Source organism: Paenibacillus rhizoryzae (assembly GCF_059686995.1).
In genome coordinates this window covers 150,180-175,353 of sequence record NZ_JCAALT010000001.1, presented here as the reverse complement: position 1 = coordinate 175,353, position 25,174 = coordinate 150,180, and the positions used below count along the sequence as shown (strand labels likewise).

At 52.0% G+C, this 25,174-nt stretch carries 28 protein-coding genes; 6 read left to right on the top strand and 22 right to left on the bottom strand.

The features are described 5' to 3' along the window. Nucleotides 1–19: 19 nt before the first annotated feature. From AC6ESO_RS00715 to AC6ESO_RS00685, 7 genes are all read right to left on the bottom strand, one after another. Nucleotides 20–664 carry an XTP/dITP diphosphatase gene (locus AC6ESO_RS00715; RefSeq protein ID WP_497089753.1) on the bottom strand — a complete coding sequence of 215 codons (645 nt, stop codon included), beginning with the start codon at nucleotides 662–664 and terminating at the stop codon, nucleotides 20–22. Continuing rightward, on the bottom strand, nucleotides 661–1,407 hold the full coding sequence (gene rph, locus AC6ESO_RS00710; RefSeq protein ID WP_497089752.1) for a ribonuclease PH: 747 nt from the start codon (nucleotides 1,405–1,407) through the stop codon (nucleotides 661–663). Before rph ends, AC6ESO_RS00715 begins: the two co-directional genes overlap by 4 nt. Before the next feature lie 190 nt (nucleotides 1,408–1,597). Next, nucleotides 1,598–2,365, bottom strand: a complete 768-nt coding sequence (locus AC6ESO_RS00705) for an ABC transporter permease (protein WP_497089751.1) — start codon at nucleotides 2,363–2,365, stop codon at nucleotides 1,598–1,600. Beyond that, nucleotides 2,366–3,127, bottom strand: coding sequence for an ABC transporter ATP-binding protein (locus AC6ESO_RS00700; RefSeq protein ID WP_497089750.1), 762 nt, complete (start codon nucleotides 3,125–3,127; stop codon nucleotides 2,366–2,368). A gap of 13 nt (nucleotides 3,128–3,140) precedes the next feature. Continuing rightward, nucleotides 3,141–4,007: a pentapeptide repeat-containing protein gene (locus AC6ESO_RS00695; RefSeq protein WP_497089749.1), complete on the bottom strand. Its 867-nt coding sequence runs from the start codon at nucleotides 4,005–4,007 to the stop codon at nucleotides 3,141–3,143. A 14-nt stretch (nucleotides 4,008–4,021) separates the two neighbouring features. Then, nucleotides 4,022–4,351 carry a helix-turn-helix transcriptional regulator gene (locus AC6ESO_RS00690; RefSeq protein ID WP_494816918.1) on the bottom strand — a complete coding sequence of 110 codons (330 nt, stop codon included), beginning with the start codon at nucleotides 4,349–4,351 and terminating at the stop codon, nucleotides 4,022–4,024. 527 nt (nucleotides 4,352–4,878) lie between these two features. Beyond that, a complete protein-coding gene (locus tag AC6ESO_RS00685) occupies nucleotides 4,879–5,931 on the bottom strand; it encodes a GerMN domain-containing protein (protein ID WP_497089748.1) in 1,053 nt (350 codons plus the stop codon). A gap of 132 nt (nucleotides 5,932–6,063) precedes the next feature. On the opposite strand from AC6ESO_RS00685, the gene AC6ESO_RS00680 reads away from it, so the two are divergent. Then, nucleotides 6,064–6,603 carry a phosphatidylglycerophosphatase A gene (locus AC6ESO_RS00680; protein WP_494816916.1) on the top strand — a complete coding sequence of 180 codons (540 nt, stop codon included), beginning with the start codon at nucleotides 6,064–6,066 and terminating at the stop codon, nucleotides 6,601–6,603. 60 nt (nucleotides 6,604–6,663) lie between these two features. On the opposite strand, the gene hemG is transcribed toward AC6ESO_RS00680, so the two are convergent. From hemG to hemE, 3 genes are read right to left on the bottom strand one after another with little or no spacing between them, the layout of a single operon-like run. Then, nucleotides 6,664–8,139, bottom strand: coding sequence for a protoporphyrinogen oxidase (gene hemG / locus AC6ESO_RS00675; protein WP_497089747.1), 1,476 nt, complete (start codon nucleotides 8,137–8,139; stop codon nucleotides 6,664–6,666). Nucleotides 8,140–8,171: 32 nt separating this feature from the next. Then, on the bottom strand, nucleotides 8,172–9,101 hold the full coding sequence (gene hemH / locus AC6ESO_RS00670) for a ferrochelatase (RefSeq protein WP_497089746.1): 930 nt from the start codon (nucleotides 9,099–9,101) through the stop codon (nucleotides 8,172–8,174). Next, nucleotides 9,094–10,170, bottom strand: coding sequence for a uroporphyrinogen decarboxylase (gene hemE / locus AC6ESO_RS00665; RefSeq protein WP_497089745.1), 1,077 nt, complete (start codon nucleotides 10,168–10,170; stop codon nucleotides 9,094–9,096). Before hemE ends, hemH begins: the two co-directional genes overlap by 8 nt. A 184-nt stretch (nucleotides 10,171–10,354) precedes the next feature. Between hemE and AC6ESO_RS00660 the strand changes: the two genes are divergently transcribed. Next, nucleotides 10,355–11,572, top strand: coding sequence for an MFS transporter (locus AC6ESO_RS00660; protein ID WP_497089744.1), 1,218 nt, complete (start codon nucleotides 10,355–10,357; stop codon nucleotides 11,570–11,572). A 586-nt stretch (nucleotides 11,573–12,158) separates the two neighbouring features. Here the strand turns inward: AC6ESO_RS00660 and AC6ESO_RS00655 are convergent. Further along, the gene (locus AC6ESO_RS00655) at nucleotides 12,159–12,785 is read right to left on the bottom strand and encodes an O-methyltransferase (protein WP_497089743.1); all 627 of its coding nucleotides are present in this window, start codon (nucleotides 12,783–12,785) and stop codon (nucleotides 12,159–12,161) included. A gap of 229 nt (nucleotides 12,786–13,014) precedes the next feature. Here AC6ESO_RS00655 and AC6ESO_RS00650 point away from each other — a divergent pair, with 229 nt between their 5' ends. Both AC6ESO_RS00650 and AC6ESO_RS00645 read left to right on the top strand, forming a co-directional pair. After that, nucleotides 13,015–14,178, top strand: a complete 1,164-nt coding sequence (locus AC6ESO_RS00650) for a THUMP domain-containing protein (RefSeq protein ID WP_494816910.1) — start codon at nucleotides 13,015–13,017, stop codon at nucleotides 14,176–14,178. Between the two features lie 26 nt (nucleotides 14,179–14,204). Next, the gene (locus AC6ESO_RS00645) at nucleotides 14,205–16,217 is read left to right on the top strand and encodes an LTA synthase family protein (RefSeq protein WP_497089742.1); all 2,013 of its coding nucleotides are present in this window, start codon (nucleotides 14,205–14,207) and stop codon (nucleotides 16,215–16,217) included. 64 nt (nucleotides 16,218–16,281) lie between these two features. Here AC6ESO_RS00645 and AC6ESO_RS00640 read toward each other — a convergent pair whose 3' ends face one another. From AC6ESO_RS00640 to AC6ESO_RS00615, 6 genes are all read right to left on the bottom strand, one after another. After that, entirely contained in the window at nucleotides 16,282–16,506 is a 225-nt protein-coding gene (locus AC6ESO_RS00640) for a DUF1450 domain-containing protein (protein WP_494816908.1), read from the bottom strand. A 25-nt stretch (nucleotides 16,507–16,531) separates the two neighbouring features. After that, the gene (locus AC6ESO_RS00635) at nucleotides 16,532–16,834 is read right to left on the bottom strand and encodes an iron-sulfur cluster assembly accessory protein (protein WP_494816907.1); all 303 of its coding nucleotides are present in this window, start codon (nucleotides 16,832–16,834) and stop codon (nucleotides 16,532–16,534) included. A gap of 109 nt (nucleotides 16,835–16,943) precedes the next feature. Further along, entirely contained in the window at nucleotides 16,944–17,183 is a 240-nt protein-coding gene (locus AC6ESO_RS00630) for a hypothetical protein (protein WP_494816906.1), read from the bottom strand. A 25-nt stretch (nucleotides 17,184–17,208) separates the two neighbouring features. Then, a complete protein-coding gene (locus AC6ESO_RS00625) occupies nucleotides 17,209–18,432 on the bottom strand; it encodes a M14 family zinc carboxypeptidase (RefSeq protein ID WP_497089741.1) in 1,224 nt (407 codons plus the stop codon). Nucleotides 18,433–18,563: 131 nt separating this feature from the next. Then, nucleotides 18,564–19,373 carry a glutamate racemase gene (gene racE / locus AC6ESO_RS00620; protein ID WP_497089740.1) on the bottom strand — a complete coding sequence of 270 codons (810 nt, stop codon included), beginning with the start codon at nucleotides 19,371–19,373 and terminating at the stop codon, nucleotides 18,564–18,566. Nucleotides 19,374–19,587: 214 nt separating this feature from the next. Continuing rightward, a complete protein-coding gene (locus AC6ESO_RS00615) occupies nucleotides 19,588–20,886 on the bottom strand; it encodes an alpha-glucosidase/alpha-galactosidase (RefSeq protein ID WP_497089739.1) in 1,299 nt (432 codons plus the stop codon). Between the two features lie 175 nt (nucleotides 20,887–21,061). Between AC6ESO_RS00615 and AC6ESO_RS00610 the strand changes: the two genes are divergently transcribed. Beyond that, nucleotides 21,062–21,967, top strand: coding sequence for an AraC family transcriptional regulator (locus AC6ESO_RS00610; RefSeq protein ID WP_497089738.1), 906 nt, complete (start codon nucleotides 21,062–21,064; stop codon nucleotides 21,965–21,967). Nucleotides 21,968–22,047: 80 nt separating this feature from the next. Here the strand turns inward: AC6ESO_RS00610 and AC6ESO_RS00605 are convergent, their stop codons facing one another. From AC6ESO_RS00605 to AC6ESO_RS00585, 5 genes are all read right to left on the bottom strand, one after another. Next, the gene (locus AC6ESO_RS00605; RefSeq protein WP_497089737.1) at nucleotides 22,048–22,464 is read right to left on the bottom strand and encodes a YtxH domain-containing protein; all 417 of its coding nucleotides are present in this window, start codon (nucleotides 22,462–22,464) and stop codon (nucleotides 22,048–22,050) included. A gap of 70 nt (nucleotides 22,465–22,534) precedes the next feature. Continuing rightward, complete coding sequence (locus tag AC6ESO_RS00600) at nucleotides 22,535–23,020, bottom strand: hypothetical protein (protein ID WP_497089736.1); 486 nt, start codon at nucleotides 23,018–23,020, stop codon at nucleotides 22,535–22,537. A 139-nt stretch (nucleotides 23,021–23,159) separates the two neighbouring features. Then, nucleotides 23,160–23,828: an ArsR family transcriptional regulator gene (locus tag AC6ESO_RS00595; protein ID WP_494816899.1), complete on the bottom strand. Its 669-nt coding sequence runs from the start codon at nucleotides 23,826–23,828 to the stop codon at nucleotides 23,160–23,162. A gap of 91 nt (nucleotides 23,829–23,919) precedes the next feature. After that, nucleotides 23,920–24,345 carry a DUF86 domain-containing protein gene (locus AC6ESO_RS00590; RefSeq protein WP_497089735.1) on the bottom strand — a complete coding sequence of 142 codons (426 nt, stop codon included), beginning with the start codon at nucleotides 24,343–24,345 and terminating at the stop codon, nucleotides 23,920–23,922. 155 nt (nucleotides 24,346–24,500) lie between these two features. After that, entirely contained in the window at nucleotides 24,501–24,788 is a 288-nt protein-coding gene (locus AC6ESO_RS00585; RefSeq protein WP_497089734.1) for a Dabb family protein, read from the bottom strand. Between the two features lie 108 nt (nucleotides 24,789–24,896). Here AC6ESO_RS00585 and AC6ESO_RS00580 point away from each other — a divergent pair, with 108 nt between their 5' ends. After that, nucleotides 24,897–25,157 (top strand): hypothetical protein, encoded by a 261-nt coding sequence (locus tag AC6ESO_RS00580; RefSeq protein WP_494816896.1) that lies wholly within the window; start codon nucleotides 24,897–24,899, stop codon nucleotides 25,155–25,157. Nucleotides 25,158–25,174: the final 17 nt, after the last annotated feature.

Below are 25,174 nucleotides of genomic sequence, written 5' to 3'. Positions count from 1 at the left end.
ATATATCGGAACGCAGCTGCTAGTCGTTCGATGCCAGCTTATTCAACAGTTCCGCGAGCGCTTTACCTCGGTGGCTGATCGCCTGCTTCTCTTCTGTCGTCAGCTCTGCCATTCCTTTGTTTTGCGATTTCAAATAAAACAACGGATCATAGCCGAAGCCGCCGTTCCCTCTTGGCTGATCCATAATATAACCGTCTATCAGGCCTTCACTTTCAATAAAGGCTCCTGTAGCCGGATCATATAACGCCAACGTGCATATAAAATTCGCTTCGCTTAGCAGCTTCGTTCCATCCGCGAGCTGCTCCAGCTCCGCATCGCCCTCTGTAAGACGAGCCAGCTCCTGCAGCAGTTTCTCGTTATTGCGAGCATCAGTCGCATCTTCGCCTGAATAACGCGCAGAGTACACGCCGGGCTCACCGCCGAGCCGGGAAACTTGAAGACCGGAATCATCCGCAAGCACAGGCAGTCCGAGCGCTTCGGCAACTGTCTTCGCTTTCTTGCGGGCATTCTCCGCGAAGGTTACTCCATCCTCCTCCACATCCGGCAGATTCGGGTAATCGAACATGCTGACGACCTGCATGCCAAGCTGGCCGAACGCATGCGAGAACTCACGTACCTTGCCGGCATTTTTGGTCGCCACAACTACCGTATCGCCCTGCTTCATGCTTTCGGATTCCCAATGCGGCTGCCCATTAAGCCAAGCGCGTCCCGCTGTTTCGCAATCAAGCTGGCGATTCCTTCTTCGGCGCTGGCCAGTAGCTCGTTAAACTCTTCACGCGAGAACGGCGACTCCTCGCCGGTTCCCTGCACCTCAACGAATTTCCCTGCCCCGGTCATGACAACATTCATATCGACCTTCGCTTTGGAGTCCTCTTCATAGTTGAGGTCAAGCAGCGTGCGCTCGCCGATCACGCCCACGCTAACCGACGCGAGGAAATCCGTGAGCGGGTATTTGGCAAACTCATTATTGCTGTTTATCTTATGTACAGCCAGGGCTAGAGCCACGAACGCTCCTGTAATCGACGTTGTACGCGTTCCACCGTCTGCTTGAAGAACATCGCAATCCAGCGTAATCGTACGCTCACCCAGCGCATGTAAATCCACAACCGAACGCAGCGCGCGGCCGATCAAACGCTGGATTTCCATCGTGCGGCCCGTCAGCTTCCCTCTGGCCGATTCCCGTTGATTCCGGACTTGCGTGGCGCGTGGCAGCATAGAATATTCCGCGTTGATCCAGCCTTTGCCTTGCCCTTTCATGAAAGGCGGAACGCGTTCCTCGGTCGAAGCGGTACAGAGCACCTTCGTATCGCCGAACTCAATCAGCACCGAACCTTCCGCATATTTATTGGGATTCATTGTAATCGTAACCCGCCGCAGCTCGTTTGCCTGACGTCCATCTATTCTCATTGTGTAGCCTCCATCTTTCTGCCGCAGTTTCATGTGCCATATCCTGGCTCAAGCGCAATCTAAACCATTTTACCAAAATGGCGCTCGAAAAGCACCCGTCCCCCTGAACCGGTCCACTTCCCAATAACAGAATAAGCTGCCGGTCATTGCGCCGGCAGCTTGATTTCGACCTATGATCGTATTCGACTGATCAGAATCGATTCTTATATACCTTCATTGCAAAGTAATAAGCTACGAGCAGAATACCAAGGCACCATGCTAGCGCGACCCAAATATCATTTCCCACCGGCTGGCCTGACAACAATGAGCGGATGGCTGCAACGATTGAAGTTACGGGTTGGTTCTCGGCGAATGCACGAACAACTTTAGGCATTGTTTCTGTCGGCACGAATGCTGAACTGATGAATGGCAGGAAGATGATCGGGTAGGAGAAGGCGCTGGCACCATCGACCGATTTAGCGGATAGTCCGGCTATGGCCGCGACCCAGGTTAAGGCTAGCGTAAATAGTGCGAGTATGCCTGCTACGGCAAGCCAGTCTAGTAACCCGGCTGAGGAACGAAAGCCCATAATCAACGCGACAATGATGATGACGACAAGCGATATGGCGTTGGATACAAGCGAAGTTAGCACATGGCCCCAAAGCAAGGTAGAACGTGAAATCGGCATGGAGTGAAATCGTTCAAATATGCCCCGCTGTACATCAATGAACAGGCGGTAGGACGTGTAGGCTATTCCGCTGGCAATCGCGATGAGCAGTATTCCGGGCAACAAATAATTCACATAGTTATCTGCGCCGGATTGAATCGCGCCGCCGAATACATAGACGAAGAGCAGCATGAGTGCAATAGGTGTAATGGTAACGGAAATGATGGTGTCCAAACTGCGCGTAATATGGCGCATGGAGCGTCCGAGCATGATGCTTAGATCGCTGAAAAAATGTTTCTTTACTGTCTCCATTTATGCTCCCTCTTTCTTGCCAATTATGGCGAGGAATATCTCTTCTAATGAAGGCTGTTTCTCCACGTATTCCACCTTTGCCGACGGGAACAGCTTTTTGAGCTCCGATAGCGTACCGTTAGCAATAATCTTACCTTCATGCAAAATCGCGATTTGGTCAGCAAGCTGTTCTGCTTCATCAAGATACTGCGTGGTGAGGAATACCGTGGTTCCGCTGTTTGCAAGATCCTTCACAACCTTCCATACCTCGATGCGCGCCTCGGGGTCAAGCCCGGTGGTCGGCTCGTCGAGGAAAATAATTTGAGGTTTCCCCACCAAACTCAAGGAGATGTCGAGCCTTCGACGCATGCCGCCCGAATAGGTGGATACTTTGCGGTCGGCAGCCTCCGTCAAGCCGAAGCGTTTCAATAAATCATCCGCGATCTGACGCGGATTTGGGAGGTAGCGCAGCTTGGCGATCATGATCAGATTTTCCCGTCCGGTCAAAATTTCGTCGACGGCCGCGAATTGTCCGGTCAGACTAATCGCTTGTCGTACATGATCCGGTTTGGATCCAACATCGAAACCGTTTATGGTGGCGGTCCCGCTGTCTTGTTTAAGCAGCGTGGTGAGGATTTTGACAACCGTGGTTTTACCCGCGCCGTTGGAGCCGAGCAGTGCGAAGATACTGCCCTTCTCCACCGCGAAATCAACGCCTTTTAGGACTTGAAGCTGCTTATAGGATTTCTGCAGTCCCTTTACCTGAATCGCTTTGCTTTGCATATTCATTCCTCCCTTAGTGAACTGTAACGTTGGACAAATCGGCTCCCATTCCTTTGAGCGAGGCATAAGTCAATTTATCCATCGTAGCGCCGTCAAAGCTAATGGTTTTGATCATGCGGTAGTACTTATTCGTTAGCGTAAATCCAGGCTGGAACGATACATTATTCAATGTAGCACCCTTGAACGAAGCTTCGGTCAATGCCGCTTTGTCAAACTTAACGCCTACAAACGTCTGTCCCTCGAAAGATTTTCCGGTCAGATCGGCGTACTTGAAATCAACCCCATCAAACAAACAGCGTTCAAAAACCGTTTTTCTGAGATCGGTCATCGAAAAGGTTACGTCGGTCATTCTTACTCCAGTGAAAGTAACGCCATCCAGACCAGACTTGCTGAAATTGGTACGTACCAGAATGGACTTATTGAAGCTTGCATTTCTCAGGTCAAGCGTGTTGAAGCTGCAGTCCGTCAAATTGGCGCCGTCAAAATTAGCTTCGCTTACGTCGCTGCTCTTAAATGTGCTGCCGGTCAAATCTGCGCCTGCAAAGTCGGAGCCGCGCAATGCGCTGGCATTAAATTGTCCCTTACGTGCCGTAACGCCTGCAAAGTCGCTCTGAGCCAGGTTGCTCGCGCTAAAGTTTGTCAGCACCTGCCGCTCCAACGAGCGGGAGAGGTTGGAAACTTCCAGAATCGTTTGCTCGATATCACCGATACTCTCGATGGTCAGCTTAAAAGCCGTTTCTTCGTCTTTGCCCTCAGCTCTCAGTTCGTTGTACCGTTCCTGTAAATCGGAATGCAGGTCAGCCTTTAGCTCAGAGACACTTCTTACGCCTTCATAGGGTGTAAATACGCCGTTCAAATAGTTGGTTAATTTGGAATTCATAGGATCAACTCTCCTTATAATAAGTTTTCTAGTACACGCTGTGCGTACTCCCAGTTGCTTTTGTTCTGAACATAAGTGTCCTTACCCTTCGCGGTAATTCGAAAATACTTGCGTCTTCCACCCTGCGATTCATCGCCCCAATACCACTCGATATCGCCGTCCGTCTCAAGCCTCCGGACACTGGAGTACATCGTCGCTTCCTTTAACTCATATTCGCCGCTCGATCGCTCGGCAATTAGCTTGACGATTTCGTACCCATATCGATCCGATTCGGAAAGGAGCCGTAAAATCATCGTATCGGTATGTCCCCGCAGGAGGTCGGATGTAATTTTGTTCTCGCTCATTTGATCACCTCTCCTAAACACATAATACAGCACACTACTATGACTGTCAAGGTACTATTTTTATTATAATACCCAATTTGTAAATGTTGTATACCTGTTTAGGCATTGAGGGTTTTGCTCCGATGTAGCTGCTGATTTCGCACCCTTTTAGATGTACTGTTGTGCTTTGTTGCGATTTCCACCAGATTCCCAACGCAAATTCTGCGATTGATGCGCATGTGTGGCTCATGTGGGTCCATAGGTATGCTGCATGTGCTCATTTCGCCGAATTCGTTTCCATGTAGACCATCCGGTGCGCTTCATGCGCCACAGTCCACCAACTTCGCTCTCATGTAGATCCCCTGGTGCGCTTCTTGTGCTCATTTCGCCGAATTTGTTTCCATGTAGACCTCCTGTTGCGCTTCATGCGCCGCTGTCCACCTAATTCGCATGCACGAAGCCCTCTGCCGTAATCTCGCACCAAAACAAAAGACCTGCCGCGCACGCCATTGGCGCATCACGGCAGGTCTTCTATTTGCGAAGCTTCATTACGATTTAAATGCGTTCACATGTTCAGGTCGGCTTACCGGCGCGCTGTAGGACTGGTTCTTCGTATCCACGAAGTCCGTTTTACCATTGAGCTTGATTTGCACCTTGCTTAGCCCTGTGTTCTCGGTAAGCGCAAGCACGACTGCCTCCAGCATTTCGGCCGGCTCCTGCTGGCCTTGCTGGTAGCTGTCATCCTGAAGCTCGACGGTCACGATATCGTTCTTCTTCGTGACATTCTTAACCAGCACATCCGGCGTCATAACGGCTTTGAGCGGCAGATCATTGAGCGGCCCGCTGATTAGCTGCTCGATCGCTGTTTTCGCTTTGTTGTTCGAGCGCGTCACGAGCCTTGTTACCGGTACATAGTACTGTTCGTTGTCAGGCGTAACTGCGGAGAAGTAGATCGTAACCGGTGTCGATTGGCTGTAGTCGACGTTATCGGCAGCTTCAAGGTTAATGCCGACTGCGCGCGTCAATTGATCGTCGATTGGCAATCCATCCTGCGGCATTTCGCTCAGCTTCTGCCCTTCAAGATCGATCTCGACGTTCTGCACACCTTCAAGGCTTGTCAGCGTCCATGTAATGGCTTCAACGATTTTACGCTCGTCCGATACATTGTAGTCGACAAACGATTTCGTGAAGTCGACAATGGCCAGCTTCTGATCCGGAACGATGTTGAGCCCCTTCACAGTTGTCCCTTTCGGCAGCACCGCTTGGAAGCCATCCGGGATTTCACTTTCGTAAGCGCCGCCTTCCACCATCATCTCAAGCGCCTTCTGCCCGAGCTTCTCATCCTGTCCGAGCGTTGCCATAACCGTGACAGGTGCCAGCAGGCCATTGCGGTCCTTCAGGTACAGCGTCATTTGCGATTGATCGCCCTCGGTTACCGTTTGTCCGGGATTAATGTCGGCGTCGACGTTTTGAGTGCTGTTTTGCGGCGGATCGATCGATTCACTGGCGGGCTGTGAGAATAATCCGCAGCCGGTCGTCAAAATGGGCAAAGCAAGCACTCCGGCGAGCGCAGCCCGGCGAAACAGTCGATTGTAAGTCATTGTTCATTTTCCTCCCCATTTGAATAGTTCGATTGCTTTGGTACAAGTTCTGCTTTTGTAGTACTATATATACGAGCCCTCCAAATCAATTAGACCAGTTTTGTCCACCATTTTGAGACAAGGGGTGTAGCGATGACGAAGTCCAGTGATTACCGCCTAAACAGTACGAAAATCGCAGAAGCGACGCGGGAATGGCTCACCAAACGCGGTGTCGAGATCCCGCAAATCGCAGAGCTGGTTCTATTTCTGCAGAAGGATTATTATCCGGAGCTCACGATGCAGGAATGTGAAATGTATGTGGAAGCCGTGCTGACCAAGCGCGAGGTGCAGAACGCCATCTTGACCGGTATTCAGCTGGATCTGCTTGCAGAGGAAGGCAAGCTGCTGTCGCCGCTTCAAGAAATGATAGAAAATGACGAGGGGCTCTACGGGTGCGATGAAATTCTTGCCCTGTCCATCGTGAACGTTTACGGCAGCATCGGATTCACGAATTTCGGCTATGTCGATAAATTAAAACCAGGCATTCTAAAGCGTTTGAACGATAAAGAAGATGCGCAGTGTCACACGTTCCTCGATGATATCGTCGGAGCGATCGCAGCTGCCGCAAGCAGCCGGGTTGCTCACCGAAAGCAGGCGGAGCGTGAAGGGAGAGTTGGGCCTCCGATCGATTAACTTACAAAATAAAAAGGGCCATGGGGTTCGTCTGTCGCAGACGTTCTCATGGCCTTTCTCTTATTTAAATTCCCCAAGCAGCGACTTATAGACGCCGGATGCGGCTTCTTTCCCTTGGCGGATGCAATCCGGCAGCCCAACGCCATCGAATGCGGCGCCGGTTAACCATACTCCGGGCATCTCCGCGCGCAGCTTTGTACGAAGCTGTGCGGTCTTCTGAAGATGACCAACCGGATATTGCGGCATGGAATGATGCAGACGAGTAATCTCTGTGAACAGCGGCTCGGCTGTAATGCCCATCACCAAGCGAACATCGCTCCGAACGGCTTCTTTCAATACTTCATCCGGCAAATCGACAACCGCTTCATCGCCGGCGCGGCCAACATAACAGCGCAGCAGCACTTTATTGCTAGGGCTGGAATGCAGCCATTTGGCCGATGTCCATGTACAAGCTGTAATGGTCGTGCCCTCCGAACGCGGTACAACAAATCCTGAACCGTCGAAATTCATGCCAAGCGACGCTTTATCGAAGGCCATGACGACATTAGCTACCGATACGTAACGAATGTCACGAAGCGCATCAACGTTCATGTGCGGCTCCAGTAAATCTGCGGCATCAAAGGCAGGTGCCGTAATGACGATGCCATCTGCCTCCAGTATCTCACCGTCGCTCAGCAGCACTTCGTACGGCGCTGAATCTTCGCCATGCTCATCGGGATCATTTTGGCGGAATGCGACTGCCTTCCGTCCCATTCGCCGATCCACAGTGGACAGCGCCGAATCCAGTGCATCCAGCATCGTAGCAAGTCCGCCCTTAAACGTCAGAAACATGCTGTTCTTGACGGATGCCGGCACTCTGCTCACACTTGGCGGCGCTAAAGCCGCCTTCCGCTTATTGGCGCGCATCCCTCGAATCAAGCTGCCATGCTTGCGCTCAGCATCTCGAAACTGCGGGAATGTCGCGGCGAGGCTTAAATTCCGCAGCTCGCCGGCATAAATGCCCGCAAGCAGCGGCTCTGCAACCCGCTCCATCACTTCGCTGCCCAATCGGCGAGACAGGAAGTCTCCGATTGATTCGTCGCCTGTTTCTTTGCTCGCAGGCAGTACGAAATCCATCAAGGCGCGAAGCTTGCCTTTCCATGTCAGCAGGCTCGTCTTCGCAAAAGGTGCAATTTCCGTCGGTACGCCAAGCACGAGACCCGGAGGCATGGAATGCAGCTTGCCATTATGAAGAATATACGTTTTCTTGGCAGCCGGGTTCGTGCCGGTCAATTCATGCTCGATGCCAAGATCATAGGCCAAATCAATAATCGGCGTCTTGCGTGCCAGGAAGGAATCCGGACCGCGTTCAATTATGAAGCCGTCGCGCCGAAGCGTGTTGATTTTGCCGCCGATTCTCTCCGACGGATCCACGAGCGTAATGACCGCTTCCCGGCCGCGCTGCTTCGCTTCCTTGAGCAAATAAAAAGCGGAGCTGAGTCCGCTGATACCGCCTCCGATAACGACGAAGCGATCGAGCCTACCGTTCCCCCGCATGCGAGTCATCTCCTCTGTAATAACGCTATCCGCTAAGCGAAAACCGCTCTTGCCGCGTCCTGAACGGAATCGGCCAAGGTTTCCATATAGAGCGGATCTGTGCCCAGCATCTCAATGCGCTGCAGCTTAATCCCGCGTTCACGGGCTTCGGCTTGCGCTTCAATATCAACATCGTAGAGCACTTCCAAGTGCTCGGATACGAATCCAATCGGGGCAGCCAGTATGCCTTTGTAGCCCGCGGCAGCCGTTTCCTTCATCGTTTCGAGAATGTCCGGGCCAAGCCATGGTTCTCGGGTACGTCCCGCGCTCTGCCAGGTGAACTGCCAATCCGTAACGCCCGCGCCATCCGCTACAAGCTTGGACGTTTCCAGCAGCTGCTCCTCATACGGATCATCCATCTCCCGGATTTTGACCGGCAAGCTGTGTGCACTGAAGAGTACTTTTATAGGCTGAACACCTTGAAGGGCTTCATGTGCGGCTTTGACCCGATTCACGAGCGCTTCAATCAGCTTCGGATGCGTATGATAGCTTTCCACCGTTGCGAATTGAATGCCCAGCTCTTCCGCCTTCTCTTGCGCACGTTTCATATAACTGCCTACGCTCATCGTGGAGTAGTGCGGCGCCAGGACAATGCCTACCGCATGTTGAATGCCATCCGCAGCCATAGCGGAAACGCCATCTTCGATATATGGGCGCGCATGCTTCAAGCCTTGATAGCAGCTATAGCGGCCGGGCGCAGCAGCGTCAAGTGCGGCTTGCAGGCCGGCTACTTGACGGTTTGTATTCTCGCGCAGCGGGAACACGCCGCCGACAATCGCTTCGTAGCGACTGCTCAGCTCAGCCAGTTGTTCCGGCGTCGGCGCATGACCTCTGCGAATATGCGTGTAATATTCTTCGATCCCGTCCATGCTCTCCGGCGTTCCGTAGGACATGACGAGTACGCCGATTGTACCGTTAGCCATGGCGAAGCTCCTCCTGCTTGCCGCTCAACGCTTTTATCGCTTCAGCGGAGTAGTCATGCACAAACTCGGTCAGCTCGCGCAGCTTGTCGAGCGACGCTTCCGGGAACAAGCCATGTCCCAGGTTGAACACGAAGCCCGGCTGCTTAATGCCTTCATCAATGATTGCTTTCGCATGCTCCTTGATGACTTCCATTGGTGCAGTGAGAACGTACGGATCAAGATTGCCCTGCACAGCGAAGGAACCGCCAAGTCTGCGGCGGCCTTCATTAATCGGCACGCGCCAGTCAAGACCGATAACATCGGCTTTGACATTCGTCAGTGTTGGAAGCAGCTCGCCGGACGCTACGCCCGGGAAGTAGATTTTCGGCTGCGGCAGATCCGACAGCTCGCTGAATATCCGTTCAATCGTCGGCAGCACAAACGTTTTGAAATCATGTGGAGCAAGTGAGCCTACCCAGCTGTCGAACAGTTGGAACGCCTTGCCGCCTGCGCCGATATGGGCACGAAGATAAGCAATAACCATATCGCCCAGCTTGTCCATCAGCTTGAACCATACTGCCGGTTCCGAGTACATAAGCGACTTCGTTCTGATGTACGACTTCGATGGACGTCCTTCGATCAAGTAACTGGCAATCGTAAACGGCGCACCTGCGAACGTAATAAGCGGCACATCAAGCTCGCGATCCAAAATACGAATTGTCTCCAGTACATGAGACAAGTCGCCTTCCACATCGATCGGCTTCAGCTTATCCACGTCTGCTGCCGAGCGGATCGGATTCGCAATGACAGGGCCCACGTTAGCCACAATGTCAAAATCAATACCGATCGACGCGACCGGATTCATAATATCGGAATACAAAATCGCTGCGTCCACACCGAGCTTCTTAATCGGCATGAGCGTTACCTCAGCGGCCAATTCCGGTCTCTTGCAAATTTCCAGCAGCGAGTAATTTTCTTTTATTTTACGGTAATCGGGATCGTAACGTCCCGCTTGTCGCATATACCAGACGGGTAAGCGATCGACCTGTTCTCCTCGGCACGCGCGGATGAAAATGTCGTTGTAGCTCATTGAAGTTCCCCATTTCTATCGTTTTCCCTACGTTTCCATTATGCCCTTTTTGCCCAAGTGTAACAACCGCCCGCCCGCTGCTATCATTGACAAACATATGACAATGTTAGGTTTCGGCTATGCTATACTGTCGATATGGTGTTTACAGTCTTACAATTCGAAGTCTTATGATTGGAGAATCGAAATGGAACAGTGGAAGAAAAATCTGGCCGTCCTCTGGATCGGTCAGTTTCTCGTCATGGGCGGAATGACGATGATTATCCCATTTATGTCGCTTTATTTGCAGTCGGAACGCATCGGATTAACCAATAAACATGAGATCGCGACTTGGGCCGGCGTGATTTTCGCGGGTAACTTCGTGACGGCATTCCTCTTTCAACCCTTATGGGGAAAACTATCGGACCGCTATGGACGCAAAATGATGCTGCTTCGCTCCGGCTTCGGCATGGCCATCGTTATGATTCTTATGGGCTTCGCCACATCACCATGGCATTTGCTGCTGCTGCGGATGGTCAATGGCACGATCTCCGGCTTTAATCCCGCAGCCGTCTCGCTCATCTCGGTTTCGACACCGAAGGAGCGGATGGGGTTCGCGATGGGGACGCTGCAATCCGGCGGGATTGCGGGCAGCATTCTGGGGCCGTTCATCGGCGGGCTGCTCGCAGATGCCGTCGGGTATCGGCCGATTTTCTATTTAACCGGCAGCTTGCTGTTCTTAGCTTCTTTGCTTGCCTACTTCATAGTTCGGGAGAGTTTCAATCGGCAAGAGGCTGCGGCTCGTCCAAACATGTCGGTCATTGCCGGCTTTCGCCAGCTCTCACGTGTGCCTCAGCTGATGTCCCTCTTCGCGGTTACCTTCCTGCTGCAGTTTGCGATCATCGGCCCGATGCCGCTCATGCCGCTCTATGTGCAGGATTTGCACGGTACAGTCGTCAATTTGGCCTTCTGGGCCGGATTCGTCGGCTCCGCCGCCGGTCTCTCCAACATGGTCGCCTCGCCGCTGCTCGGCAGGCTGAGCGACCGAATTGGCCAAGAGCGCATCCTCGGCATCTCGCTGATTGGGGCGGCGCTGATGTTCATCCCGCAGGCATTTGCCGGCTCGGTATGGCAGCTGCTGCTCTTCCGATTGCTGCAAGGCTGCTTCTTGGGCGGCCTCATCCCGTCGGTCAATTCGCTCGTCCGCCGGTTTACGCCGGACGGGATGGAAAGCCGCGCCTTCAGCATTAACAGCAGCATGCTGTCACTTGGCAACATGATTGGCCCCATCGTCGGCGGCATCATCTCGGGCTGGACGGGGATACGCGGCGTGTTTCTTATCTCATCGGCGTTGTTTGTCATCAATGCCGTATGGGTTAGGCGGACGCTAGTGTCGAAGCGGTCGGCGTCTGGTGGCGCAAAATAGGAATAAAAAGCTGGCACAAGGGGGAGCCCTGTGCCAGCTTTTCGCTATTGGGGAAAGTTGTGATTAGCTCACGGGGAGCTGAACGTTCGCACGCTTGCGTGCCAGGCGCCGCTTGCCCGGTGCCCCTAAGCCAAGCGGCAATTCGCATACCTGCGCTCGCATTCCCGCATCCCATACTCCGCGTCCTCATCCCTGATCTCGCATGTTCCGCTACTCGCACTCTGAATCGCGAATCGTTTATCTCGCACCGTCGTCCCACTAGCCGCGAAACTCTAAAGAATCGTAGAAGCCTTATTCATCGCGATTTCGGAGTTTCGAGATTCTAACGAATCGTAAAAGCCTTATTTGGTGCGAGTTGACCCCTACCATCCCAAATACCACCAAATAAGACCGCTACGATTCGTTAGAATATTATCCAAGCCATTTATGGACCAATAAGCCCTGTACGATTTGTTAGCGCACTCTGTTAGCCCCGTGCTCTAGCCACTAGCCGAACGAAGCACCTCGCATAACGGAGCTCCCCCTCGATTCCAAATCAAACAAAAAAGTGGCTGAGCACCTCGATGCTCAGCCACTTCGTTCGCTCCTACTTCACAACCGCAACAGCGAGGCCGTCATAAGCCGGCAGCAGCGTACCGATGAGCCGCTCGTCGCTGACCATCGATGCATTGAACTCGCGCATAGCGAGAACGGATGGGCCGTTCTTCTCCGGGTCGATCGTTCTGCCATGCAGCAGCGCGTTGTCTCCCGTAATAACCGCGCCGGGGTTGGCGAGCTTGATCGCCCACTCCAGGTAGAGCGGATAGCTCTCTTTGTCCGCGTCAATGAAGAAGAAGTCAAACTTGCGGCCTTCTTCTTCGAGTACAGCCAAACTTTCTTTGGCATCCCCTACTCGGTATTCCACGCGATCGCCAAGACCGGCTGCTTCTAAGCTCCCGCGCGCAACATTCGCATAATTCTGCAGCAGCTCAAGGGAAGTCAATCGCCCGCCGTCCGTTAAGCCTCTGGCAAGACAAATCCCGCTGTAGCCGCCAAGTGCGCCGATTTCAAGCACGTTCTTCGCACCGGACATGCGAACAAGCATCGTAAGGAGACGACCGTAACCGGCCGCAATCGAAATCTCCGGCATCCCTAATTGTTGAATCGTCTGATGTACCCGAGCCAAATCCGCGTCTTCACCTAGCAGCTGTTCTACATACTGTTCCGTCGACATCGATTCCTGCCCCTCTCCATAATAACGAATGTAATGTTTGTAATTAATCCCTTGGATGACCTATACTTGATTGTATGATTTTTATGAAAGATAAGAAAGTATAAGTTTCTCCTTATACGATGCTTATCTTTCTCTGGAATGAAACGCGCTGCGCCGCCTAATGGACGACGTCAGCCGTTTCACCTTGGACCGGAAACAACCGGAGTCGTGAAGGCGGAGTGATACACAAATGGACAAACTGCAGCTGATTGCAACAGCGCCTATGGGGCTGGAGGCGGTCGTCGCACGCGAATTAATGGATCTTGGCTATACGGATCAGAAGGTGGAGAACGGACGCGTTATTTTTACGGGTGGTCTGGCAGATATTTGCCGCGCCAATCTATGGCTCCGCACCTCTGACCGCGTATTGATTAAGATGGCGGAATTTCCTGCCAGAACGTTTGAAGAATTGTTCGAAGGCACCAAGGCGGTCAATTGGCCGGATTGGATTCCCGAGGACGCTGAATTTCCCGTGGAAGGACGCTCGCATAAGTCGCAGCTGACCAGCGTGCCTGCCTGCCAAAGTATCGTAAAGAAAGCGATCGTCGAGAAAATGAAATCGGTTTACGGTACCGAGTGGTTCCACGAGGACAACGGACAGCGCTACGTCATTGAAGTCTGGCTGCTGAATGACATGGCGATGCTGACTCTGGACACTACCGGTCCCGGTCTGCATAAGCGCGGATACCGCAAACTCGTTACTGAAGCACCGCTCAAAGAAACAATGGCAGCGGCAATGGTGCTGCTCAGCAGATGGCGCCCTGAACGCCCGCTGTATGATCCGTTCTGCGGTTCCGGCACTATTCCGATCGAAGCCGCAATGATCGGATGGAACATCGCGCCTGGACTACGTCGTACGTTTAACAGCGAAGGCTGGTCCATTATCCCGGAAGAACTCTGGGAGCAAGCACGCGAGGAAGCTTTCGACTCGGTGAAGGACAACGTCCCGCTTCACATTACAGGCTCGGATATCGACCCGCGCGCACTTGAAATCGCAGAGGCTGCCGTGAAGAAAGCCGGCTTCGCGAAGGAGATCAAGCTGCAGCAGATGGCGGTTTCCCGCGTGAAGCCGGAAGGCGACTATGGCTGCATCATCACCAACCCGCCTTACGGTACAAGGCTCGGCGACGAGGACGAAGCAGAGAAAGCGATTAGGCAGCTTGGCCTCAGCTCTCTCTATATCCCGACATGGTCGATGTTCGCTTTGACGCAATCCCGCACGTTCGAGGATACGATCGGCCGCAAGGCGGATAAGAAGCGCAAGCTATTCAACGGCCGCATTGAATGTACGTATTATCAGTATTTTGGACCGCTCCCTCCACGCAACAAAACGGACAGTCCTGCCAAATCGTAGCTGCTGTGAAAGGAAACAACTACTCGATGAATATACCTTCTCGAAGCATAAAACGGCGCCGGCAACGGACGTCGTTTTATGCTATTCCCCTCCTAATCGCGCTTGAGCCGCTGCTCTTCATCGGACTCATGCTGTTTAAGCTAATCTTGTTCGACCGACTCGTTCATGTGCCGAACATGGCTATGAACCGCGATGATCTGATGACTGCGGCCGGAACACTGGCGCTTACGTCCTTCTGGACCTTATGGTTACCCCCAAAGGGACGAAGGATCGCGCTAATTGCACTAAACATTATCCTGACGGCTATCATCTACTCTGATCTCATCTACTTCCGCTACTTTCAGGATCTTATTTCGATACCCGTATTGATGCAGGCCGGACAAGTCGGTGCACTCGGAGAGAGCATCGATTCTTTGCTCAAAGGCGTAGATTTGTGGTTTTTCGCCGATTGGCTGCTGCTGCTTCCCCTTGCCATCTATACCTTCTACCGAATGCGGATGCAGAGGCGTCGAAACCGAAGCGACAGCGCGCAGCTGTCTTTCATCAAACCGAATCGGCTCAGAACCGCTTTTCGTCGTTTGACCGTAGGACTTCTCGCGTTTATAGTCGGGTTCATGCTTGTCTACGTCCCCGTTCATAAAGCGAAGCAGACCTGGGCCGCGGAGCTCTTCACGGGCAACTGGTGGAATCTATCCCTGTACAATGTGACCGGCGTCCTCGGCTTCCATGGTTATGATCTGTATCGCTATGCGAATGAGCATTGGTTCCAAAACAACACCGTTACGGCCGAGCAGACAGCCGAAGCGAAACAATGGTTCGAAACCCGCGCAGACCAGCGCAAAACACTCGAATCCGACGCTTTATTCGGGAAATACAAAGGCAAGAATGTCATCCTGCTTCAGCTGGAGGCTTTTCAGAGCTTCGTCATCAACCAGCGGCTGAACGGCGTCGAGGTAACGCCGAACATCAATAAACTGCTGGGATCATCCATTTATTTCCGCAACTTCTATCATCAAACTGCGCAGGGGCGCACATCGGATGCCGACCTAGCCGCCAATGTGTCCCTTCAACCGCTACCTACCGGCTCTGTCTTCATCCGTTATGCACAGCATGACTACGATAGTATGCCGCAAACGTTGAAAGACCACGGATATACCGCCAACGTCTTTCACGCCTATGACGGAGGCTTCTGGAACCGTAATATGATGTACGACCGTTTAGGATACGATACCTTCTTCAGCAAAAACGCCTATCGAATCGATGAACCCATCGGTTGGTCGTTGGGGGACAAATCCTTCTTTAAACAGTCCGTGGATCGGATGAAAAACGAGAAGCAGCCTTTCTACTCGTTCCTTATTTCGCTATCCAGCCATCATCCCTACCAGCTGCCGAAATCCGCGCAGACATTGGATGTTAGCCCCTTCAAGAATACCATCTTCGGCGACTACCTGGAGGCTGTTCACTATGTCGACGCTGCAATTGGCAGCCTGGTGGATGAGCTGAAAGCAGCCGGCTTGTGGGATCAATCGATCTTCATGTTCTATGGCGATCACGATAATTCCATCCGGGAATGGGAGCCTTTCGAATCGTTCCTCGGTCATCCATTAAACGAAACCGAACAATTCCGGATTCTAAAAGGGATACCGTTCGTCGTGCATTTGCCCCATGACGAGAGGGCCGGTACTTATGAGCAAGTTGGCGGGCAGCTGGACATTACACCGACAGTTCTCCATCTTCTCGGGATCTCCAGCGCCGATAAAACGATGATCGGAACCCCGCTCATTACTGCACAGCCGGATATGCAGCAGCATCAGAAACGGATCGTTTTCCGAAACGGCGCATTCACGGACGGAGCTGTCCTCTACCTGCCGGCCGAGGATGGATTACCTCAGCACAGTAAGTGTTACGCCTTCACTACCGGTGAGGCGCTCACGGATCCAAGTGCCTGCACTGCAGGGGCAGCGGCTGCTAGGCTTGAGCTTGAAGCATCAGATCTCGTGATCGAGCATGACCTAGTCAAGTCGATGCTGAATCCATAACCTGCATGAAACAAAGAACCCCCGGCAAGCTTCACTTGATGAAGCCTGCCAGGGGTTCTTCTTCTTATTTCTTCACATATTTGCGTGCCTTCTCGATACATTCATCCTCAGTCGGAGCCGTAATATAGCGGCCGTTAATGAAAATGAACGCAAACCTCGAGCATGGACCGCAGTACGATTTGCATGCAACTTTGATTTCCGTACCAGGTGCAATCTGCTCAAGCTTCGATAGCATGGTCTTGGTACGCGTATGTTTGCATTTATCGCAAATGATAATATCGTTTGCCATGTTTCTCTCCCTAACCGTTTACGAATTAATGGTCGCCGTGGTTGCCTTTAGTCGGGTTGGAAATCATGAAGCCTTCCTGAGGCACGTAGAAATAGTCGATTCTGACACCGTCCAGGAGTTCAACCCCTTTCTCCAGAACAACCTTGATGTCTTTATCTGTCTCAATGATTTCGTCATTGTCCGTTGCATCGTCCATCTTCATGCCATAGTGGGCATGATCACCGTGCGAATGCGTAATGAAAATACGCAGAAATTTACCTTCGTTCTCAGGCTTGTCCACTTCTTCACGAAGCACTTTCGCGGCGTTGCGCGTAATTTTGCAATTCATCGTCGATTCATCTCCTTATTTATGGATGCAGCCGTTTACCGTAAATCCGGCGTTCCTTCTTTTCCTTCATCTCCCCTATTGTAAAGAAACAAGGAACATTGTTCAACCGCTATCTCAATCGATTGCTGTATTTGCGTTCCATATATCGGGTGTACCATTCGGCGGCAATCATCGTAACCGCGATATCGTCGATAGGCAGAAACGGGAGCACGTCAGGCATTACCCAGTAAATCAGCACAGGAATTACGTAGAGCAGCTTGTCCATCAGCCGAACTTCCCTTGCCGTGAGCAAGCGGTAGATTCGGACAAACACCGTCCGCCAGTGGCGGAGCGAAAGCAACTTCCTCATGGGAACCGCCTCCTTCTTCCGCCTATTATAACATATCCGGAATGGCCGCCTCCATGGCAGTAATGAGCAATGGCCTTACCTCGTCATACAGATCGTGAAACGACGAGACCGGCAGCGGATTCACCCCATAACCAACCTCTACCGTAAAGCCCGGCTTCCGGTAATCCTGAATAAACCAATCCTTATATCCGGCATCGCTGCCTGTCAGCTTCACGGCTTTATACCCGCTTGCTTTGGCTAACCTCGCAGCAAGCAGCTCCGCGGCAGGCGGTTCATAGCCGCGGTAGTTCCAGTAGATCTCTTGCCCCTGCGTATGCAGCGCAACGACGAGGTCAAACTGCTCTTCCCCGGTAAAGGCGGCGAGCGCTTGTGCCTCCGGCTCTGATAACGGCTGCGAGCCGGGATAGTCCCGCGGGCCCGGCCCGGCCGCATCGCGCCGCTCCGCTTCGACTTCCCAGAAGGCCGGAAATTGATCATTCAGATCTACGCCGCGAATGTTCGCTTTCCACTTCGTGAATCGAGTTGAGCCCTTGTTCCAGTCCAGCAGCTCATGATAATACGGATGTTCCTCACTCATGCCTTCTTGGACAAGCTCCGCTCCATCCGGATTTACGAGCGGTACGAGCCACAACGTCACCTGACGCAGCAACGACCTAATATCAGCGCCGCAAATCCGATTCCCGGCAGCTGCAGCCTGTGCCAAGTCCTCTGCAAATGCCATTAAGAGCGGCGTTGTAATCCATTCATTTGCATGCATGCCTGCATTGATATGCACTTTGGCCGGCCCTTCGCCAAGACGAATCGCCGTAATTGGCTTGCCCATGACGCTTTGCCCAATTCGTCTGGACAGCAGAAATGGATAGCTGTTCTGAAGCTGCTCAATGTCCTTCATGAGCTCCCTAGCGCCATACTCAGCGCTTCCATCCACTATGCGGTCCGAGGAGCCTCCAACCGGAATGCTAATTAGCTGACCCTGCTGTAATAACGTAAGATCAATATGGCTGTTCACCGCTATCAACGCATGGGTGGAAACAGCAAAAAGAGCTGCAATACGCAGCAGCGTATCGCCAGCGTTTACCCGATAAGTGACCGTAGGCTGTGCGGGTACGGCAAGCAGCAGCCCGGGCTTCAATCGTTCGCTCGCAAGGATGCGCGGATTGGCAGCTAACAGCGCTTCGGGATTTATTCTAAAACTGCGGGCAATCCGCAGCAGCGTATCGCCGGTTTGAACAACATAAGGATGCAGCATGTGATCACCTCACCTCTGAATAGGTCTAGTCACATGCTATGCCGCTCCGCTGCCCGGCATGCCAATTCATAGGAAAGAGCCGTCCCTGTCATCTGACTGAGGGAGACGGCTCCGGTTTGTTGGCGGAACATCTATACGATATTGGGCACCTGCCACACGACGGGCGTTAGCTCGATTTGCTCACCTAACCATTGTTGGGCAATCTTCCTAAACATGCGCGGATCTCCGCTGCAGAAGAATTGATGCACGGGAATATCTCCGTCGCGCGTCAATCGATTGCGATCATGCAGGATCGTACTGATTTCGCGAGCGGTTTCATCCGCGGAGCTGATCAGCGTTACATCACTGCCCATTACCGCAGCAATCGTATCGGATAAGAACGGATAGTGGGTACACCCTAAAATTAACGTATCGATATCGCGTTTCTTCAGCGGTGCCAGTGACGATTCCACCACTTCTTGTGTTTCTCTCGAGCGGAAATTACCTTGTTCGACAAGAGGAACAAACCGCGGACAAGCCAAGCTGATCACTTCAATGTTCGGAGATAGCTGCTTAAGCGCATATTCGTAGGCGCTGCTGCGAATCGTCCCTTCCGTACCGATGACACCGACTTTCCCTGTTTGTGTGCGGCCGTTCGCAGCGCGGGCGCCGGGATGGATCACACCGACTACCGGAATAGCGACACGGGAGCGGATATCCTCTAGGGCGACAGCCGTTGCCGTATTGCAGGCAATGACGATCATTTTCGGACGATATTGGATTAAATACTCAACGATTTGCCTAGTAAACCGAGTCACCTCTTCAGCGGGCCGCGGGCCGTACGGGGTACGGGCGGTATCGCCGAAATACATGATTTTTTCCCGGGGAAGCTGGCGCATGACTTCTTTGACGACTGTTAAACCGCCTACACCAGAATCCAATATTGCGATCGGTTGTTGCACAGACACACCGCTTTCTTGAACGTTTTGGCAGGACTTCAATAGAATATGAATACGATGAAGAAAAGGTACCTACATCTTAGCGCAAAACCAGACAAGGTTCAACAAACGCCGCCATGCCAAGGTGTAGCTGGAAAATAAAGAAAAAAGCCGCTCTTACTGCATGAGCATCTAAATCTGCTCATGCAGCCGGAGCGGCTTTGTCTTTAATTTCGACTTATTTGTACGATGGAAGCCAGTCGCCATGCGCTTCGATCAGATCATCGCACATTGCTTTGATGTCATCCATCGACAGCTCTGCACTTGTGTGCGGATCAAGCATCGCCGCATGGTAGATATGCTCGCGTTTGCCTGTAATCGCAGCTTCGATCGTGAGCAGCTGCGTATTGATGTTCGTGCGGTTCAGCGCAGCGCATTGCGGCGGCAGATCGCCAACGAATGTCGGCGTTACGCCATTGCGGTCAACAAGGCAGGAAACCTCTACGCAAGCTTCTTTCGGCAAGTTCGTGATCAAGCCGGTATTCATGACGTTACCGCCGATTTTGAACGGAACGTTCGTTTCGATCGCTTCGAAGATGTACGACGCATACTCATGCGTACGTTTATGCTGAAGCTCCGGATTGCGAACAAGCTCATCCTTCAGCTTCTTCCAGTTTCCGATTTGCTCGATGCAGCGGCGCGGGTACTCATCCAGCGGAATGTTGAAGCGTTCGATCAGCTCCGGATAATTGCGCTTGATGAAGTACGGGTGGTACTCGGCGTTGTGCTCGGACGATTCGGTAATGTAATAGCCGAAGTTAAGCATCATTTCGTAACGCACCATGTCCCAGTGCTTCTCGTTTTGTTTCTCCCGCGCACGGCGTTTAATTTCCGGATACAGGTCTACGCCGTCTTTGGAAACTTCAAGCAGCCAAGCCATGTGGTTGATACCGGCGATTTTGGATTTAACACCCGTCATATCCATGCCGAGGTTGGAGAAGAGGTGATCGACGCAAACCTGAACGCTATGGCAAAGGCCAACTGTGTTGATGCCGCCGTATGTGTTCATGACGTTCGTCAGAACCGCCATCGGGTTCGTGTAGTTGAGGAACAACGCGTCCGGACATACTTCTTGCATATCCTTAGCAAAATCAAGCATGACCGGAATCGTACGCAGGTTACGGAAAATACCGCCAATCCCTACAGTGTCCGCGATCGTTTGGCGCAAGCCGTATTTCTTCGGAATTTCGAAGTCCGTAATGGTACAAGGATCGTAGCCGCCAACTTGGATCGCATTAACGACGAATTTGGCACCGCGAAGCGCTTCCTTGCGGTCCGTGTACGCTTTAATAGTTGAAGTGCTTCCGCACGTATTCTTGATATGGTTCAGCATCGTTTCGGAGTCGGACAAGCGTTCTTGGTTAATGTCAAACAATGCGATTTCGAATCCTTGAAGTGCTGGTGTGTGCAATACATCGCCTAGTACGTTTTTCGCAAACACAGTGCTTCCTGCGCCAATAAAAGTAATTTTCGGCATCGTATCCTCCTTGAAAATGGTCCGCCATGTAAGCGGATTAATGTATTCTTCTCTTCTCTACTATAGTGCAGGGAATAACGGATTGAGTAGGAAATAAAGCATGTTTTATATGTACATTTGTAGTTTTTTGAACTACAATTATCCTACTGAAACGATAAGGATTGGGGCTTTCACGATGCCGAAGACAAGCAGCAAGCAAGATAGTCTGTACCGCACCTCGGATCACTATAAATTTACGGATTACAATAATACGCAGCCGGCTCAAGGCGAATTATCGCTGCTCTTCAGCGGGGAAGGCAAGCCGGTTGGCGGCCATTTCATTGGACCGGCTGTCCATAACTACTATCTCATTCACACCGTTCTGTCGGGCCGCGGAACCTTCGAGATTGACGGCGTCCGTTATTCGTGCGTGAAAGGCGACACCTTTATTATTTTTCCGGATGAGCTGTTCACGTATAGAGCCGATGAGAAAGAACCCTGGCATTATATGTGGGTCGCCTTCAAAGGCCATATCTCCGAGCACCTGCTGCTGACTCTCGGCTTCTCCCCGGCACGCCCCATCGTGCACACGGATGATGTTCGTCCGCTTGCCGCGCTTTACCGCAAAATCCGAGGCACGCTTGAATCGACTCCGTTTCCGGAGCTTGCCGACCTGGAAGCAAACGGGCTGCTGCGCATTTTCCTGAAGGAGCTTGGGCTACTTAATGCAGGCAATCTGGCCTTTAATTCCATCGCCATCGTATCCGACATCGACAGACAAATTAAACAGGCGGTTCGCTGGTTGTCCTATCAATATGCACAGCAGATTTCAATCGAGGATTTGTCGCGAAGCTTAGGCTACCATCGGACGCATTTATCCAAAATGTTCAAGCAAGTAACCGGCGTGTCGCCGATGCAATTTCTGCTCAAGGTACGGATGGAGCGAGCGAAGGAGCTTCTGAATGGGCAGTATCACCTGTCGATCGACCAGGTCGCTTCGTCTGTCGGCTACACCGATGCCCTCTATTTCTCCAAACAGTTCCGCAAAACATTCGGCTATTCGCCTTCCGAGTACCGCCTGCACGCTCGAAACTTCAAATAGTATTGCAACAAAAGAAGGCTTCGCCGCATGATTTCATGCAGCGAAGCCTTCTTCATTATTCAACCATCACTTGCGATCAATTAGCTGATCGTTTGAAGCTCTTCTTTGCGGTCTTGCGTCAGCTCTTCAACCTTATCATGTACTGCATCTCCGGCTTCTTGCACAAGGTCTCCGGCATCATCCAGCACTTCAGCCACTTCTTCTTTGCCTGCATGGCGCCAGCTGCGAACATTGTCCATGACCGAGCTTGCTGTTTCTTTCGCTTTGCTTGCAGCTACCGTTACGCCGCTGCCCACTTGTTTCGCGATACGGGTCGTCGAGTCGCCGACTTGACCGGCAATACGAACGGTGTGCTCGGAAACAACCTGTGTTCCGTCTGCGATATCTTTACGAAGCTCGCGACCTGATTTAGGTGCAAGCAACAGAGCTGTTACGGAACCAATTACGCCACCTGCAATTGCACCAAACAAGAAACTTTTTCCACTGCTTTTTGCCATCTTCAATACACTCCTTTGGTACAGCGGCTTGCGCTGCTTTCGTACGCGCAGCAGCATAGCAACTGTATATTTAGTTAGTAGTATCCTGCCCTTGGTCATAGCTTGAGCATGCAGAGGAGCGGCTATCTTTCCGTTTGTTTTGCCAAAACTGCCACACCGCATAACTTACCTCAGCCCAATCAAGCGCTTCTGTGATGCCATGCTTCACTTTCTCGCCTGATCTTGCAGCATGCCGTTCCACCGTTTCGTTCAGGTCTGTGGAAACCCGGTTCACGGTGAAGGACAATTGATTCGCCGCATCGCCAATTCGTTTTGTCGCTTCGGCTAATTTGGACATGCCGTCCAGCTGCTTCTGCACAGTTCTGACGGTTGCGGTCACCGGATCCATCAGCGCACTCACCTGAGCTGCCGCATGCTGCGTATAATGCTCCATCGCTTCGGCCGTTTGAATCAGCTTCCCCAGCTTACGATCCGCGGATCGCAGCCAGAGCAAAATCCCAATTACCAACGCGACGAACGCTGCAACTGCTACTCCCTCAAGCCATATCGAATCCATGAGCGGACACCTCCTAACGTACTGCCTAGCGGGCTAATGCCCATTTACTTACTGACATAATACCCAGCATGGGCTTGTTTTGACACAACACACGAAAAAAAAAGAGGCGTTAGGACCATCTCCTAACACCTCTTTATGCTTAAATACCGGCTATTCGGTAGCTGCACTTGCCGCCGCCTTTAGCCAAACATTCCGTTCGTTCCACGTCCGTTCCAAGGAGCTGCTGGAATAATGACAGCTCACATTGGCAGGCTTGCTGATAGCGATTCGCGACCTGCGCTATGGGACAATTGTATTCGTGCATCACAAGGCCGTTCTCGTCATTCTCGAGCGCAACCATGTAGCCGCCCTCGTTCTGAATCGAAGCAAGCTCGGTTACTTTCTCCTCCAGCGACTTCCCATCCATGCGATAGGCATAGCGTTCGATCAGCTTGCGTTTACGGCCTTCGAACAATCGGTCAACGATAATAGCCGTCTCCGGATCGTCCTCCAGCTCTTCCAGCAAGTCCAGTGCGAAAACATGGTAGTTCTTCGGGAATAACAGCTCGGCTTGCTCCGTTAGACGAAACATATGAGTCGGTCGCCCCATTGCCTGACGCACAATAGTCGGCGCAATAAGACCATCCCGCTCAAGCGTGCTTAGATGGCGGCGTACAGCCATTTCTGTAATCTGCAGATGTTTCGCAAGCTCACCGGCATTCATCTGTCCGTTTGTTTTGAGCAGCGTAAGCACGGTTTGCCTTGTCGAGCCTTCCAGCCTGAATAACGGCTCCTTCTGCATACTCATCGGAGTTCCATCCTGTTCCATTCCCTCACCACCTTCGGCACTTCAGCACGTTCTAATGTCGTCATTGTAACGCATTTTCGCCGTTTCGTAAATCGACAACAGCCGCCGGCAGCTAACTGCCCAGCTCTTGGATGAGATACGCTTCCACAGCGGATTTGAATGCGGACAACGTCATAGGCAGCTGCGTCGTTAAGGGATGGAGTTCAGCCCGGTTCCATTCAAAATAATCCTGGACGAGCGGTTTGCGCAGCCGAACGAGCTCAAGAAGAGTTTCCTGCAGCTCTGCCGGATACACGCGCTCCCCTTCGATAATCGTAACAATATCTTCATAGCTGCTCGCATCTCGCATAATAAATCCGTCAATCAGATAGCTTCCGATATCCGTCACGGTTTCGATTGCTAAATGCAATGCGCGCTCCTGTGCAAGCCCTTGAAGCAAGCTGCCGTCCCAGTTCTGCTTAAGCTGCGTTAACGCAGCTATTACTTCCGGAATGACTGACAGCCGCACAGCCAGCTGCTCGCGGTTCACATAATACATACCTGCAAAACCCCTGTTCCGTAATTACCTCTTGTTCTTACGTGCTTTCCGTTTCAGCCAAACCGTCATGACAATCGCACTGATGATCACGACGATCAGGTACGTCATCATTTCAAATACATCACCCATGATTTAAATCGCCCTTTACCCTTTTCTTAGCTCTCGAAGTCCACGGATACGGTTGCTTCGCGAACCTCCGTGATATGCGCAATCACTTCTTTATGTATCGGATGAACCTGATAAGCCGCCAGCGTGTCCATGGATCCGAATTTCGTAATAAGCGCGATGTCATACGAACGTTCCGAGTGCAGAACGTCAGTCCCTACTTCAATGGACAGCAGCTCATCGATTTTGCCTTCCATATTTTTGAGCACTTGAACGGTACGAGCAACGCTTTCCGGGCTGCCGTCCTTCAATTTGAACAATACGATATGCGTTATCATAATAAGTTCGCTCCTTCGAGAGTGGAATGGGATGCAAAGCATCCTTTTGTCACATAATAACCCAAGGTGCCGACTATCGGCAATCTTCCAGTAAAGGAGATTCAACGCATGCGCTATCCGGTAACGATTGCAGCAACGCTTATCGGCGTCGCTTTATGCCTTTATAACTCCACAGGCTATGATCCCCACAATCTGGTGTTCTTCATGTTCAGCGTTCCTGCATGGATTACAGACATGATCGTGGACATACATGAGGTTAACGTGTACCTCATGTATGTGCTTACGATTGCCAGCTGGGCGCTGCTCGGCTTCATCTGCGACTATGCAGTTGGGCGAAGCCGCAGAGGCCGTCGCCGCTCGTATGACTAATGGAGTGATAATGATAA

Excerpts from the sequence above, each read along its gene's own strand:
- AC6ESO_RS00715 (WP_497089753.1), bottom strand. The coding sequence starts at position 664 with ATGAAGCAGGGCGATACGGTAGTTGTGGCGACCAAAAATGCCGGCAAG.
- rph (WP_497089752.1), bottom strand. The coding sequence starts at position 1,407 with ATGAGAATAGATGGACGTCAGGCAAACGAGCTGCGGCGGGTTACGATT.
- AC6ESO_RS00705 (WP_497089751.1), bottom strand. The coding sequence starts at position 2,365 with ATGGAGACAGTAAAGAAACATTTTTTCAGCGATCTAAGCATCATGCTC.
- AC6ESO_RS00700 (WP_497089750.1), bottom strand. The coding sequence starts at position 3,127 with ATGCAAAGCAAAGCGATTCAGGTAAAGGGACTGCAGAAATCCTATAAG.
- AC6ESO_RS00695 (WP_497089749.1), bottom strand. The coding sequence starts at position 4,007 with ATGAATTCCAAATTAACCAACTATTTGAACGGCGTATTTACACCCTAT.
- AC6ESO_RS00690 (WP_494816918.1), bottom strand. The coding sequence starts at position 4,351 with ATGAGCGAGAACAAAATTACATCCGACCTCCTGCGGGGACATACCGAT.
- AC6ESO_RS00685 (WP_497089748.1), bottom strand. The coding sequence starts at position 5,931 with ATGACTTACAATCGACTGTTTCGCCGGGCTGCGCTCGCCGGAGTGCTT.
- AC6ESO_RS00680 (WP_494816916.1), top strand. The coding sequence starts at position 6,064 with ATGACGAAGTCCAGTGATTACCGCCTAAACAGTACGAAAATCGCAGAA.
- hemG (WP_497089747.1), bottom strand. The coding sequence starts at position 8,139 with ATGCGGGGGAACGGTAGGCTCGATCGCTTCGTCGTTATCGGAGGCGGT.
- hemH (WP_497089746.1), bottom strand. The coding sequence starts at position 9,101 with ATGGCTAACGGTACAATCGGCGTACTCGTCATGTCCTACGGAACGCCG.
- hemE (WP_497089745.1), bottom strand. The coding sequence starts at position 10,170 with ATGAGCTACAACGACATTTTCATCCGCGCGTGCCGAGGAGAACAGGTC.
- AC6ESO_RS00660 (WP_497089744.1), top strand. The coding sequence starts at position 10,355 with ATGGAACAGTGGAAGAAAAATCTGGCCGTCCTCTGGATCGGTCAGTTT.
- AC6ESO_RS00655 (WP_497089743.1), bottom strand. The coding sequence starts at position 12,785 with ATGTCGACGGAACAGTATGTAGAACAGCTGCTAGGTGAAGACGCGGAT.
- AC6ESO_RS00650 (WP_494816910.1), top strand. The coding sequence starts at position 13,015 with ATGGACAAACTGCAGCTGATTGCAACAGCGCCTATGGGGCTGGAGGCG.
- AC6ESO_RS00645 (WP_497089742.1), top strand. The coding sequence starts at position 14,205 with ATGAATATACCTTCTCGAAGCATAAAACGGCGCCGGCAACGGACGTCG.
- AC6ESO_RS00640 (WP_494816908.1), bottom strand. The coding sequence starts at position 16,506 with ATGGCAAACGATATTATCATTTGCGATAAATGCAAACATACGCGTACC.
- AC6ESO_RS00635 (WP_494816907.1), bottom strand. The coding sequence starts at position 16,834 with ATGAATTGCAAAATTACGCGCAACGCCGCGAAAGTGCTTCGTGAAGAA.
- AC6ESO_RS00630 (WP_494816906.1), bottom strand. The coding sequence starts at position 17,183 with ATGAGGAAGTTGCTTTCGCTCCGCCACTGGCGGACGGTGTTTGTCCGA.
- AC6ESO_RS00625 (WP_497089741.1), bottom strand. The coding sequence starts at position 18,432 with ATGCTGCATCCTTATGTTGTTCAAACCGGCGATACGCTGCTGCGGATT.
- AC6ESO_RS00615 (WP_497089739.1), bottom strand. The coding sequence starts at position 20,886 with ATGCCGAAAATTACTTTTATTGGCGCAGGAAGCACTGTGTTTGCGAAA.
- AC6ESO_RS00610 (WP_497089738.1), top strand. The coding sequence starts at position 21,062 with ATGCCGAAGACAAGCAGCAAGCAAGATAGTCTGTACCGCACCTCGGAT.
- AC6ESO_RS00605 (WP_497089737.1), bottom strand. The coding sequence starts at position 22,464 with ATGGCAAAAAGCAGTGGAAAAAGTTTCTTGTTTGGTGCAATTGCAGGT.
- AC6ESO_RS00600 (WP_497089736.1), bottom strand. The coding sequence starts at position 23,020 with ATGGATTCGATATGGCTTGAGGGAGTAGCAGTTGCAGCGTTCGTCGCG.
- AC6ESO_RS00595 (WP_494816899.1), bottom strand. The coding sequence starts at position 23,828 with ATGGAACAGGATGGAACTCCGATGAGTATGCAGAAGGAGCCGTTATTC.
- AC6ESO_RS00590 (WP_497089735.1), bottom strand. The coding sequence starts at position 24,345 with ATGTATTATGTGAACCGCGAGCAGCTGGCTGTGCGGCTGTCAGTCATT.
- AC6ESO_RS00585 (WP_497089734.1), bottom strand. The coding sequence starts at position 24,788 with ATGATAACGCATATCGTATTGTTCAAATTGAAGGACGGCAGCCCGGAA.
- AC6ESO_RS00580 (WP_494816896.1), top strand. The coding sequence starts at position 24,897 with ATGCGCTATCCGGTAACGATTGCAGCAACGCTTATCGGCGTCGCTTTA.